The organism is Actinomadura sp. NBRC 104425, from assembly GCF_030269545.1.
In the GTDB taxonomy this organism is placed as follows: Bacteria; Actinomycetota; Actinomycetes; order Streptosporangiales; family Streptosporangiaceae; genus Spirillospora; species Spirillospora keratinilytica.
This window is the reverse complement of sequence record NZ_BSTN01000002.1, coordinates 397375-410248: the sequence shown is the minus strand read 5'-3', so window position 1 is coordinate 410248 and position 12874 is coordinate 397375. Positions and strand designations below refer to the sequence as shown.

Here is a 12874-nt window from a genome sequence, read left to right as displayed (position 1 = left end):
GAGCGGTGACGCGGGCATCGGCGCAGGAACGAGAGCAGGCCGCCGCCGCAAGCCGGCGCGTCGGCGCCGTCTTCGACGCGGTGCTGGACTCGGTGGAGGCCTTCGGCGCCCGCGCCGCGGCGCTGATCCGCGCGGCCGGCCGGCCCGACCGCGGCGCCGCGGCGCCGCTGCGCGAGGACGCGGCGGCGCTGATCGCACGGCACGCCGAGCTGGTCAGCGGGGCCGGGTTCGTGGCCGCGCCGGACGTGCCGGCGGACGCGCCGATGTGGCTGGAGTGGTGGCAGACCGCCGACGGCTCCGGCGCGCCCGAACGCCTGGTCGTCGACCTGGACCCGGCCGGCCCGGGATTCTACGACTACACGCGGCACGGCTGGTTCACGGTGCCGCGCGACAGCGGCCGCGCCCACGTGCACGGCCCGTACGTCGACTACTACGGCACCGACCAGTACATCCTCACGATGTCGGCACCCGTGCTGGACGGGGCGCGCTTTCTGGGCGTCACCGGCGCGGACCTGTTCGTGCGCCGCCTGGAGGGCCCGGTGCTGCCGCTGATGCCGTCCGGCACCGTGCTGGCCAATGCGCAGGGGCGGATCATCGTGTCCGCGTCGGCCCGCCATGTGACCGGCGCCCTGCTGCGCGGCCCGGCGGCGGAGGCCGTCCGAGAAGCCGGGGACGGCGTGCGCGCGGCGGCCCGTTGCGGCCGGCTGCCCTTCTACCTGGTGACGATCACCTGACTCCACCCGGATTGACGATAATCGCCGCATTATCCGGATATAAACGGCGCCATCCACGAAAGTTGCAGCGACCATTTCGCTGCCATTTTTCTTGATCATTATTCGCGGGCCGCTTTCTCCAGGCCGAAATCGCCTCATCCCCCTTCTCAGACGCGGCGAATTCGCTACTGTATGTCGCCCATCAGCCCCCGCGTGTGGAGGATGCCCATGCCCGGCCCGCCGCATCAGCACCCCGGAGGTGTCCCGACGGATACCGCGACGGGCACCGCGACCGTGGTGCAGCCGTGGCTGCTGGTGCTGCCCACCGCCGCGATGGCGGTGCTGGCGTGGGTGACCGCGATACTGCTGGTGGTGGCCGACCCGTCGGCCACCGGCACCCGCGTGGTGCTGGCCATCGCGGGCACGGGCACCGTCGTGCTGCTCGGCGCCACCGTGTACGGGGCCCGCGACACCGCGCGCCGCGTCCGGCAGCGGGTGGACGCGCTGCGTGCGCTCAGCGCCCACGGCCGCGCCGACCTGCGTGCGCTGATGACCCGGCTGGAGAACGGCGAGCGCCCCACGCCGCGCCGCGTGGCCCCGCCCCCCGCCGAGGCCGCCGACCGCGACCCGTTCACGCTGCTCGCGCTGGATCTGCACCGGGAGCGGCACGCCGCGCGCGAGGCGGTGATGCGGGCGGCGAGCCTGCGGTCCGGCACCGGCGCCGACCGGCAGGTGGAGGTGTTCGTCAACGTGGCGCGGCGGATGCAGTCGCTGGTGCACCGCGAGATCGGGCTGCTGGACGAGCTGGAGGCCCGGGTGGAGGACCCCGAACTGCTCAAGGGCCTGTTCACCATCGACCACCTGGCCACCCGGATGCGCCGCCAGTCCGAGAGCCTGGCGGTGCTCGGCGGCGCGTCGTCCCGGCGGCAGTGGACCCGCCCGGTGGACATGTACGAGGTGCTGCGCTCGTCGGTCGCCGAGGTGGAGCAGTACCCGCGGGTCAAGGTCGTGCCGCCGGTGCTGGGGGCGCTGCGCGGCGACGCGGTCGCCGACGTGATCCACCTGGTGGCCGAGCTGATCGAGAACGCCACCCGGTTCTCCCCGCCGCACACCCATGTGCTGCTGCGCACCGAGCGGGTCGCCGCCGGGCTGGCGGTCGAGGTGGAGGACCGCGGCCTCGGCATGGCGGCCGCCGAGCAGCGCCGGATGAACGAGCTGCTGGCCGACCCCGACCGGGTCAGCGTCGACGAGCTGCTGCGCGACGGCCGCATCGGCCTGTTCGTGGTGGCCTCGCTGGCCCGCCGGCACGGGGTGCGGGTGCGGCTGCGCAGCAACGTCTTCGGCGGCACGCAGGCGGTGGCCGTCCTGCCGAACGAACTGGTCACCCTGGTGCCGCGCGAGACCGCGGCGGCGGCGCCGGCCCCGGCGGCGGGCGCGCAGGGCACGCAGGGCGGCTCTCCGGCCCCGACGCCCGCCGCCCACGCACGGCCGGTCGAGCCGCGGTACGCCTCGGCGGCGCGCGAGGTCCCGGCCGCCCCCGTCGCGCACGCGGGCGGTCCGGGTGCGGAGGCGGCGTCCGGCGGTGCTGGCGCGGCTCCGCCGGACGCTCCGCCCCCGCCCTCCCCCGCCGACTCCGCCCCTGGCTCCCCGCCCGCCGATCGGGGCGAGCGGCCGCCCCTGCCCGAACGCCGGGCGCAGACGCATCTGGCGCCGCAGCTGCGGGAGCCGCCCGCGCCCAGGCGCGAGGAGGAGGGGCCGCTGCACTCCCCCGGTCTGATGGCGGCGTTCCGCGGCGGTGTCAGGCGCGCCGAACGGGAGGACGGCGGCCACGACCCCGGCGGCTCCGCGGGCCCTCCCGGCACGTCCGGCTGACCGGCTGACCGTCCCGCCGAAGCGAGCGTCCCACGCGGCAAAGGAGTCCTTCCATCATGGTGAGCGCTGTGCCCCCGAGCCAGGAAACCGATCTGACCTGGCTGCTGAGCGACCTGGTCCAGCGGGTCCGCCACACCCGCGGCGCCGTGCTGCTGTCGTCCGACGGGCTGACCAAGGCCGTGCACGGGCTGAACCAGGACGGCGCCGAGCGGATGGCGGCCATCGCCTCCGGGCTGATCTCGCTGGCCCGCAGCGCCGGCGCCGAGTTCGGCGGCGGCGACCTGGTGCGCCAGGTGGTGGCCGAACTGGAGGAGGCGCTGCTGTTCGTCTCCTCGGCCGGGTTCGGTTCGGTGCTGGCGGTGCTGGCCGGGCGGGAGGCGGACGCGGGCGTGCTCGGCTACGAGATGGCCCAGCTGATCAAGAGCGTCCGCCCGTTCCTGGCCACCCCGGCGCGGGAGACGGCCGCCGGCGCCGCACGTCCCCCGGTCCGGTGAGCCGTGGCCGTCTCGGGGCAGGAGCCGTGGCTGGACGGCAACGCCGGGCGGCTGGTGCGCCCGTACCAGGTGAGCGGCGGACGCACCCGTCCCGCCCATCCGCTGAACCTGCTGTCGCTGGTGAAGGCGACCGGACGGGAGGCGGCGCCGCGGCACGGCCCCGAACACGCCCGGATCCTGGAGCTGTGCCGCCGCGCGCCGGTCCCGGTGGCCGAGCTCGCCGCGCATCTGCGGCTGCCGGTGGCGGTGACGAAGGTGCTGGTGGCCGACCTGATCGACCACGGCGCCGTGCAGACCCGGCATCCGGGCGCGGCGACCGACCCGTCCGACCCCATCGTCTTGGAGGCGCTCCTCGATGGCCTGCGGCAACGCCTGTGACGACGAGTTCCCCGCGGCGGCCAAGGTGCTGGTCGCCGGCGGGTTCGGCGTGGGCAAGACGACCTTCATCGGCGCGGTCAGCGAGATCACCCCGCTGAGCACCGAGGAGTTGATCACCGCGGCGAGCGTCGGCACCGACAGCCTGGCGGGCGTGGCCGGCAAGTCCACCACCACGGTGGCGTTCGACTTCGGCCGCATCACCGTGGACGCGCGGCATGTGCTGTACCTGTTCGGCACGCCCGGGCAGGAGCGGTTCTGGTTCCTGTGGAACGAGTTGTCCAACGGTGCGCTGGGCGCGGTGGTGCTGGTGGACACCCGCCGGCTGACCGGCTCGTTCGAGGCGGTGGACTTCTTCGAGCGCCGAGGCATCCCGTTCCTGGTCGCGATCAACGAGTTCGACGGGGCGTTCCGCTACGAGCCCGAGGAGGTGCGGGCGGCGCTGCGCCTCGGCCCGGACGTGCCGGTGGTGCCGTGCGACGCCCGGGCCGCGCGTTCGGCCACGTCGGTGCTGGTGGCGCTGGTGCGCCATCTGCTCGCCCGCGCGGTGTCGTCCCGTCCCGTCTAGTCCGGTCCCCCGATGTCCGAGGAGCCCCCTGCCATGTTCTACGAGCGACTGCTGACCCCCGTCGACGAGGAGGCGCCGCGCCGCGTGCTGCGGCTGCGCGAGCTTCGGCTCGGCGACGTGGCCGACCCCGAGTTCGACGCGTTCGCCCGCGACCTGGCCCAGGTCACCGGCACCCCGTTCGCCATGGTCAACTTCATCGACGAGCAGCGCCAGTTCTTCGCCGGGCTGTACGTGGCGCCCGGCGTCGAAGCGGTGTCGGGGGGCGGCGAGCCGATCGAGATGGGCCGGGAGATGGCCCGCGACCACGGCTGGTGCCCGCATGTGGTCGTCCGGCGGCTGCCGCTGGTGCTGGACGACGTGTGCGACTATCCGCGGTTCGCCGGGAACCCGGTGGTCGACACGATCGGCATCCGCTCGTACATGGGCGCGCCGCTGATCGACCGGTGCGGGGTCGCGCTCGGCACGATCTGCGTGGTGGACCGGGAGCCGCGGCCGTGGGGCCGGCCCGGCCTAGAGCTGATCAAGGCGCGGGCGGCGGAGATGGTGGAGCTGATCCACCGCCGCGAGGACCTGGCCACCGGCTGATCCGGCCCGCCTTTGCCGGCCGGCCGCGGCGCCGCCCGCGCCGTGCGGGCGGTCACCCGCGGCCTGCGAGCGCTCCCGCGAAGGCGTCGGCGTCCAGCGGGGCGGCGAACCGGCGCGACCACTGCCCCTTGGACGTGCCGAGCGCCACCTCGCCGAGCCGCAGCAGCTGCACCTCGGACGTCCCGGCGGGCGCGAAGATGTGGAAGGCGTCGCGCAGGTACCGCTCGACGGGCCGGTCGGTGAACAGCCCGCATGCGGCGTGCACCTCCATCGCGTCGCGGGCGCTGTCGATGGCGTGCTCGACGTTGACGAGCTTGGCGTTCATCAGCTCGGCGTCGCACGGCTCGCCCAGGTCCAGCAGGTGGACGGCGTGGTAGGCGGCGATCCGGGCGGTCATCAGCCGCGACTGCATCCGCCCCAGCTTCAGCTTGACCGACGGCAGTTCGGCCAGCGGCCTGCCGTAGCGGTGCCGCTGGGCGGTGAACGCGCCGGTGTCCTCGACGACGGCGCGGTGGATGCCGAGGGACACCGCGGTCAGGTTGGGCCGCCCGTACAGGACGCTGGAGGAGTACGCCACGTGCAGGCCGTCGCCCTCGGCGCCGAGCCGGTTGGCGGCCGGCACGCGGCAGCCGTCGAAGCGCAGCTCGCCGAAGCCGAAGCCGTGCAGGCCCATGGCCGGGCGGTGCGGGACGACGGTCAGCCCGGGCCGGTCGGCCTCCACCAGGAACGCCGACAGCCCGTTCGAGCCCGGGCCGGTGCGCACCACCACGCCGTGCAGGTCGCCGATGTGGCTGTTGCCGACGTACACCTTGCGGCCGTTGAGGATGTAGTCGTCGCCGTCGCGGACGGCGCTGGAGGTCATGCCGAGGACGTGGCCGCCGGAGTCCGGCTCGGTCACCGCGATGGTGGGCAGGCACTCGCCCGCGGCGATCGCGGGCAGCCAGGTCTTCTTCTGCTCCTCGCTGCCGAAGTGCACGATCTTGGCCACGCCCAGCTGGGAGGCCTGCACCATGGCGCCCATGGCGGCGCTGACCCGCGACAGCTCCTCGATGATGATGGTCTTGGCGAGGTGCCCCTGGCCCATGCCGCCGTACCGACGGGTGATCGTCGCACCGATCCAGCCCTGCCGGGCGATCAGCCTGGCCAGCCGGTGCTGGACGGTGCGGGACTCCTCCATCTGGCGGACGCGGGGCCGCACCTCGGCCTCCGCGAACTCGCTGACCTGCCGCCGCAGCCGCTCGTGACGCTCCGTGGTGAACGGGGTCACCATGCGGTTCTCCTCACCGTTGTCTGAAGCCCCCTGATTTCGGACGCCCCAGACTATATAGCTACGCACAGTGACCAATGTGTCACAGAAGCATGACCGCGTGGGAGTTGCAGTTTGACGGCGCCGCCAGAGTGCCCAGGCCCGGGCGCACGGTTTCGCGCGGGGCGGCGCCGGCCGCCCCGCGGGAAACATGCGTCACACCCGTTGGACGGCGACGGTGACCGGGTCGCCGTCGCCGACCTCGCCGGTGTGGACGGCGCCGTCCGGGACGTCGCCGAAGCTCAGCTTCTCGGCGAGGGTCTCGCGCGCGATGAACTCGCCGTGCTCCTGCACGGCCTCGGCCACGTCGGACGAGCCGCCGACGGCGACGGTGATCCGGTCGGAGACGTGCAGGCCGCTCTCGCGGCGGGCGGTCTGGATGACGCGCACCAGGTCGCGGGCCAGGCCCTCGGCGCGCAGCTCGGGGGTGACCTCGGTGTCCAGGACGACCACGCCGTCGCCGATCAGCGCGGCCTGGCCGGAGTCGCGCGGCACCAGGCGCGTCTCGTACTCGCCCTCCTCCAGCTCGACGCCCCCGGCGACGATGCGGCCGTCGCGCTCCTGCCAGTCGCCGCTCTTGACGGCGCGGATGACCTTCTGGGTGTCCTTGCCCAGGCGGGGGCCGAGCACGCGGGGCAGCACGGTCAGCACGCGCTCGGCGTGCCCGGCGGCGTCGTCGCTGAGCTCGACGCTCTTGACGTTCACCTCGTCGGCGACCAGGTCCAGGTACGGGCGCAGCGTGTCGGCGTCGGCGGCGGCCACCGTGAGGGTGCGCAGCGGCAGCCGGACCCGCACGTCGGCGGCCTTGCGCAGCGACAGCGCGGCCGAGCAGACCTCGCGGGCGCGGTCCATGCCGTCGGCGAGCGCGTCGTCGGCCGGGAAGGCGCCGTCGTCCGGCCAGTCGGTCAGGTGCACCGACTCGCCGCCGGTCAGGCCGCGCCACGCCTTCTCGGTGGTCAGCGGCAGCAGCGGCGCCGCCACCCGCAGCAGCGTCTCCAGCACCGTGTAGAGGGTGTCGAAGGCGTCGGCGTCGCCGTCCCAGAACCGGGCGCGGGAGCGGCGCACGTACCAGTTGGTCAGCGTGTCGAGGAACTGGCGGACGCGCTGGCAGGCGGCGCCGAGCGCGTAGCCGTCCAGGTCGGCGCGCACCTCGCGCACCAGCCGCCCGGTCTTGACGAGGATGTAGCGGTCGAGGACGTGCTCGGAGTCGGTGCGCAGCCGCGCCTCGTAGGGGGTGGCGTTGGCGTAGAGGGCGAAGAAGTGCCAGGCGTTCCACATCGGCTTGATCACCTGGCGGACGGCGTCGCGGATGCCCGCCTCGGTCACCGGCATGTCCCCGCCCGACACCACCGGCGAGCTGAGCAGGAACCAGCGCATGGCGTCTGCGCCGTACCGGTCGAACATCTCGTAGACGTCCGGGTAGTTGCGCAGCTTCTTGGACATCTTGCGGCCGTCCTCGCCGAGGAGGATGCCGTGCGCCAGGCAGGTGCGGAACGCGGGCCGGTCGAACAGGGCCGTGGCCAGCACGTGCAGGTAGTAGAACCAGGCGCGGGTCTGGCCCTGGTACTCGACGATGAAGTCGCCCGGGTAGTGGTCGTCGAACCACTCGCCGTTCTCGAAGGGGTAGTGCACCTGCGCGAACGGCATGGAGCCCGACTCGAACCAGCAGTCCAGCACCGCCGGGACGCGGCGCATCATGGACTTGCCGGTGGGGTCGTCGGGGTTGGGCCGCACGAGCTCGTCGACGCCGGGCCGGTGCAGGTCGGCGGGGCGCACGCCGAAGTCGCGTTCGATCTCGTCGAGCGAGCCGTACACGTCGACGCGCGGGTAGTCGGGGTTGTCGGACTTCCAGACCGGGATGGGCGAGCCCCAGAACCGGTTGCGGCTGATCGACCAGTCCCGGGCGCCCTCCAGCCACTTGCCGAACGCGCCCTTCTTGACGTGCCCGGGCACCCAGTCGATCTGCTCGTTCAGCTCGACCATCCGGTCGCGGAACTTGGTGACGGCCACGAACCAGCTGGACATGGCCTTGTAGATCAGCGGGGTGTCGCAGCGCCAGCAGTGCGGGTAGGAGTGGGTGTAGGAGTCGTGCCGCAGCAGCGCGCCGCGGGCCCGCAGGTCGCGCACGATCTGCTTGTTGGCGTCGAAGACCTGCTGCCCGGCGTAGTCGGGCACCTGGCTGGTGAAGCGGGCGGCGTCGTCGACGGTGACCACGGTGGGGATGCCGGCGGCGGAGCAGGCCCGCTGGTCGTCCTCGCCGAACGCGGGCGCCATGTGCACGATGCCGGTGCCGCTGTCGGTGGTGACGAAGTCGCCGGCGAGCACCCGGAAGGCGTTCTCGGTGCCCGCGAGGAAGTCGAACGGGGGCCGGTAGGAGCGGCCGACGAGGTCGGCGCCGCGCAGCCGGCGCACGACGTCCGGCTCGGCGCCCTCGGCGGCCAGCTGCCTGCGGTACTCGCCGAGGCGGGCCTCGGCGATGATGTACTCCTTGCCGTCGTGGGCGACGACCGCGTAGTCGATGTCGGGGCCGACGGCGACGGCGAGGTTGCTGGGCAGCGTCCAGGGGGTGGTGGTCCACACCAGCAGGGTCTCGCCGGTCTCCAGCTCGAAGCCGACCGTGACGGACGGGTCGACGCGTTCGCGGTAGGAGTCGTCCATGCCGGTCTCGGCGTTGGACAGCGGCGTCTCGCAGCGCCAGCAGTACGCCAGCACCTGGAAGCCCTCGTAGATCAGGCCCTTGTCGTAGAGGGTCTTGAACGCCCACATGACGCTCTCCATGAAGTTCAGGTCGAGCGTCTTGTAGTCGTTGTCGAAGTCGACCCAGCGGGCCTGGCGGGTCACATAGCGTTCCCACTCCTCCACGTACCGCAGGACCGATTCGCGGCAGGCGTCGTTGAACCGCTTGACGCCCATGTCGAGGATCTCGGTCTTGGTGGAGATGCCGAGCTGCTTCTCGGCCTCGACCTCGGCGGGCAGGCCGTGGCAGTCCCAGCCGAAGCGGCGCTCCACGCGGCGGCCGAGCATGGTGCGGTAGCGGGGGATGACGTCCTTGATGTACCCGGTCAGCAGGTGGCCGTAGTGGGGCAGGCCGTTGGCGAACGGCGGCCCGTCGTAGAACACGTACTCGTTGGAGCCGCTCTGCCCGGCCGGGCGCGCCTCCACCGAGCGGCGGAAGGTGTCGCCCTCGGCCCAGAGGTCGAGAATCTCGCGCTCGACCTGGGGAAAGGACGGGCTCCCCTCGACCGCGTTCCCTCGGCCGTCCCTGGGATACATGGACGTCACCCTCCTCACGGACTTCGCCCGCCCCGCCGAGGGCGGGCGGACACGAAAAGGACCGGCGCCGAGCCGGTCGAAACAGGGATAAGGCGGGGGCCGAGATGCGGCGCCCCGTCTCCGGCCGCGTCACCGCACAGAGCACGGCCGATCACCCATGATAGCCAGGCCCCGTGCCTGTCTGCGGGTGGAACGACCCGCGTCGGCCGGTACGCCCGGGCCGTACTCGGGAGACCGAATAGTGTGCGGGTATGGGCGATATCGCTGCCGCGTTGGAACGTGTCCTCCCCGCCGACCGGGTCGTCACCGACCCCGAGATCTTGGCGTCCTATGCCCGCGACCAGGCCGCCTGGGCGCCTTACGAGACGCCGGCCGCGGTGGTGCGGCCGCGGGAGACCGCCGAGGTGGCCGCCGTGGTGGCGTGCTGCGCCGAGCGCGGCGCGCCGGTGGTGCCGCGCGGGGCGGGCACCGGGCTGTCGGGCGGCGCCAACGCCGTCGCGGGCTGCGTGGTGATCTCGTTCGAGGCGATGGACCGGATCCTGCGCATCGACCCGGACGAGCGGCTGGCGGTGGTGCAGCCCGGTGTGGTGAACGACGACCTGCGCGCGGCGTGCGCGGAGCACGGGCTGTGGTATCCGCCGGATCCGGCCAGCTCCCCGTGGTCGACGATCGGCGGGAACGTCGCCACCAACGCGGGCGGGGTGTGCTGCGTGAAGTACGGCGTCACCCGGGACTACGTGCTGGCCCTGGAGGCGGTCATGGGCCGCGGCGAGACGGTGCGGCTGGGCCGCCGCACCGCCAAGGGCGTGGCCGGGTACGACCTGGCCGGGCTGCTGGTCGGGTCGGAGGGCACGCTCGGCGTGATCACCGAGGTGACGGTGCGGCTGCGCGGCGCGCGGGCCGCCGAGCGCACCGTCGTCGGCTGCTTCGGGGCGCTGACCGATGCGGGGCGGGCCGTGGCCGCCGTGACGTCCCGCGGGGTGGTGCCGAGCGCGCTGGAGCTGGTGGACCGGTACTGCCTGCGCGCGGTCGACGACTGGAAGAACATGGGGCTGGCCGACAGCGGCGATTTTCTGCTGCTGGCGCGCTGCGACGCGCCGGGCGCGGCCGGGGACGAGGAGGCCGACGCGGTCCTGGCGTGCTTCGAGGAGGCGGGCGCGATGTGGAGCGCGCGGTCCACCGACCAGGCGGAGGCGGACGCGCTGTTCGCGGCGCGGCGCCTGGCCTATCCGGCGCTGGAGCGGCTCGGGCCGGTGCTGACCAAGGACGTGTGCGTGCCGCGCATGCTGGTGCCGGAGATGCTGGGCCGGATCGAGCGGATCGGCGCCGAGGAGGAGATCCGGATCGCCAACATCGCGCACGCCGGGGACGGCAACCTGCACCCGCTGATGATCGTCCCGGCGGGCGACGAGGCGGCGCGGGCGCGGGCGCAGCGAGCGTTCGACCGGATCATCGACGCGGCGCTGGAGCTGGGCGGGACCGTGACCGGGGAGCACGGGGTGGGGCTGCTGAAGATGCGCGGGCTGGCCGCCGAGGCGGGCCCGGCGGTGCTGGCCCTGCACCGCGCCGTCAAGGACGCCCTCGACCCGGCCGGGATCTTCAACCCGGGCAAGGTGTTCGGCTGAGGCCGGCGCGGCCGTCCGCGCCGGTCCGGTGGCCGCCGGCCGCACCGCAGGTTTTGGATCGCTCGATCCAAAACGTGGTAGCGTGCCGGCATGGCGCGACCGAGACAGTTCGACGAGGACCGGGCGGTGGAGGCGGCGATGCGCGCCTTCTGGACCGCCGGGTACGAGGCGACCTCCACCGAGGACCTGTGCGCGGCCACGGGCCTGGGCCGCAGCAGCGTCTACAACACCTTCCGCAGCAAGCGCGACCTGTTCGGCAGGGTCCTGCGCCGCTACGCCCAGGCCAAGGACGCCGACATGATGGAGGTGCTGGAGTCCGACCTGCCCACCAGGGAGAAGGTGCGGACGCTGATGTGGCGGGCCGTCGAGCCCGACCCGGACGACCCGGCGGGCTGCCTGGTGGTCAACTCGCTCGTCGAACTGGGCCCGCGCGACCCCGAGACCGCCGCGTGGCTGCGCCGCAACTACGACCTGCGCTTCGAGGCGCTGCGCACGGCGATCGACCGGGGACGCCGCAGCGGCGAGATCGACCCCGGCAAGGACCCCGACGCCCTGGCCCACTTCGTCATCGCCACCATCAGCGGGATGCGGGTGGCCGCGCGGGGCGGCGCCGGGCGCGACGTCCTGGAGGCGATCGCCCGCACCGCGCTGGACGCGCTGTGAGGCCCGGGCGGCCCTGACCGCCGTGAGCGCCGGGCGGCCGCCGTGCCGCCCTTTCTTTCGCCCTCATATTGAACTGATCAATCCAAAACAGAAGGGACCCCCCATGCCACCGGCCGTCTACGTCCTGGGCCTGGCGATCTTCGCCCAGGGCACCTCGGAGCTGATGCTCGCCGGGCTGCTGCCCGGCATGGCCGCCGATCTCGGCGTGTCCGTCCCGCAGGCGGGCCTGCTGATCTCGGCGTTCGCCGCCGGGATGCTGGTCGGCGCGCCGCTGCTGGCGGTGGTGACCCTGCGCTGGCCCCGCCGCGCCACCCTGCCGGCCTTCCTGGCGGTCTTCGCACTGACCCACGTTGCGGGGGCACTGGCCCCCGGCTACGGCGCGCTGCTGGCGACCCGCGCGCTCGGCGCGTTCGTGTACGCGGGGTTCTGGGCGGTCGCCTCGGTCACGGCGGTGGGGCTGGTGGCGGAGAACGCGCGCGGCAAGGCGATGAGCGTCGTCGCGGGCGGGCTGACCGTCGCCACCATCGTCGGGCTGCCCGGCGGCACGCTCATCGGCCAGAACCTCGGCTGGCGGGCGGCGTTCTGGGCGGTGGCCGCCCTGTCGGCGCTCGCCATGGTCGGGGTGCCGGCGACGCTGCCGGGCGGCCGTCCCGACCCGGACGCCGTGCCCCGGCTGGGCGAGGAGCTGCGCGCCATGGCCAACCCGCGGCTCTGGCTCGCCTACGGCACGACCGCGCTGTCCACGGGAGCGCTGCTGGTGACGTTCAGCTACCTGGGCGCGATGCTCACCGACACCACCGGGCTGGCCGAACGCTGGGTGCCCGCCGTGCTGGTGCTGTACGGGGTCGGGTCCTTCCTCGGCATCGCCGTCGGCGGCCGCACGTCCGACCGGCACCCCTTCGGCACGCTGTACATCGGCGTGTCGGGGACCGTCGTCGTCTCCGCGGCCCTGGCGCTGTCACTGGGCACGCCCGCGCCGGCCGTTCCGCTGGTCTTCCTGCTGGGCGCGTTCGGCTTCGCCACCAACCCGGCGCTTAACGCCCGGGTGTTCGCCCTGGCCGGCCGGGCGCCGACGCTGGCCGCCGCCACCAACTTCTCGGCGTTCAACGTCGGGATCACCGCGGGCCCCTGGCTGGGCGGTCTGGCGATCGGCGCGGGCGCCGGGTACCCGGCGGTCGGGTGGATCGGCGCCGGGCTGGGCGCCGCCGCGCTCGCCACGGTGGCGCTCGGCCACGCCCTCAACCGCCGCCCCGGGGCCGCGCCCGCCGCGGCGCGGGAGCCGGTGAGTACCGCGGCGCCCACTGCCTAGGTACTTGTACGGGGGCGGAACCCCGTCGCACGGCGGATGTCCCCGCGCCCCCGCGGCACGCACACTTCCTTCCAGACGTTGACGGACGCAC

At 73.8% G+C, this 12874-nt stretch carries 11 protein-coding genes; 9 read left to right on the top strand and 2 right to left on the bottom strand.

The annotated features are described in order from the left end of the window. Nucleotides 1-5 precede the first annotated feature (5 nt). The 6 genes from QSK22_RS05000 to QSK22_RS04975 all read left to right on the top strand — a co-directional run bounded on the left by QSK22_RS05000 (nucleotide 6) and on the right by QSK22_RS04975 (nucleotide 4607). Nucleotides 6-734, top strand: a complete 729-nt coding sequence (locus QSK22_RS05000; RefSeq protein ID WP_285492744.1) for a cache domain-containing protein — start codon at nucleotides 6-8, stop codon at nucleotides 732-734. A gap of 276 nt (nucleotides 735-1010) precedes the next feature. Beyond that, the gene (locus QSK22_RS04995) at nucleotides 1011-2585 is read left to right on the top strand and encodes a sensor histidine kinase (protein ID WP_285492743.1); all 1575 of its coding nucleotides are present in this window, start codon (nucleotides 1011-1013) and stop codon (nucleotides 2583-2585) included. Between the two features lie 56 nt (nucleotides 2586-2641). Continuing rightward, complete coding sequence (locus tag QSK22_RS04990) at nucleotides 2642-3079, top strand: roadblock/LC7 domain-containing protein (RefSeq protein WP_285492742.1); 438 nt, start codon at nucleotides 2642-2644, stop codon at nucleotides 3077-3079. Nucleotides 3080-3082: 3 nt separating this feature from the next. Continuing rightward, nucleotides 3083-3457 (top strand): DUF742 domain-containing protein, encoded by a 375-nt coding sequence (locus QSK22_RS04985; RefSeq protein ID WP_285492741.1) that lies wholly within the window; start codon nucleotides 3083-3085, stop codon nucleotides 3455-3457. Then, complete coding sequence (locus tag QSK22_RS04980; RefSeq protein ID WP_285492740.1) at nucleotides 3435-4022, top strand: GTP-binding protein; 588 nt, start codon at nucleotides 3435-3437, stop codon at nucleotides 4020-4022. The genes QSK22_RS04985 and QSK22_RS04980 overlap by 23 nt, the downstream gene beginning before the upstream one ends. 33 nt (nucleotides 4023-4055) lie before the next feature. Then, nucleotides 4056-4607: a GAF domain-containing protein gene (locus QSK22_RS04975; RefSeq protein ID WP_285492739.1), complete on the top strand. Its 552-nt coding sequence runs from the start codon at nucleotides 4056-4058 to the stop codon at nucleotides 4605-4607. Nucleotides 4608-4659: 52 nt separating this feature from the next. On the opposite strand, the gene QSK22_RS04970 is transcribed toward QSK22_RS04975, so the two are convergent. Further along, entirely contained in the window at nucleotides 4660-5877 is a 1218-nt protein-coding gene (locus tag QSK22_RS04970; protein WP_285492738.1) for an acyl-CoA dehydrogenase family protein, read from the bottom strand. A gap of 192 nt (nucleotides 5878-6069) precedes the next feature. Then, the gene (gene ileS, locus QSK22_RS04965; RefSeq protein WP_285492737.1) at nucleotides 6070-9186 is read right to left on the bottom strand and encodes an isoleucine--tRNA ligase; all 3117 of its coding nucleotides are present in this window, start codon (nucleotides 9184-9186) and stop codon (nucleotides 6070-6072) included. A 251-nt stretch (nucleotides 9187-9437) separates the two neighbouring features. Between ileS and QSK22_RS04960 the strand changes: the two genes are divergently transcribed. The 3 genes from QSK22_RS04960 (at nucleotide 9438) to QSK22_RS04950 (ending at nucleotide 12783) form a co-directional block, all read left to right on the top strand. After that, nucleotides 9438-10811 (top strand): FAD-binding oxidoreductase, encoded by a 1374-nt coding sequence (locus tag QSK22_RS04960; protein WP_285492736.1) that lies wholly within the window; start codon nucleotides 9438-9440, stop codon nucleotides 10809-10811. A gap of 90 nt (nucleotides 10812-10901) precedes the next feature. After that, entirely contained in the window at nucleotides 10902-11474 is a 573-nt protein-coding gene (locus tag QSK22_RS04955; protein WP_285492735.1) for a TetR/AcrR family transcriptional regulator, read from the top strand. Between the two features lie 103 nt (nucleotides 11475-11577). Next, complete coding sequence (locus tag QSK22_RS04950) at nucleotides 11578-12783, top strand: Cmx/CmrA family chloramphenicol efflux MFS transporter (RefSeq protein ID WP_285492734.1); 1206 nt, start codon at nucleotides 11578-11580, stop codon at nucleotides 12781-12783. Nucleotides 12784-12874: the final 91 nt, after the last annotated feature.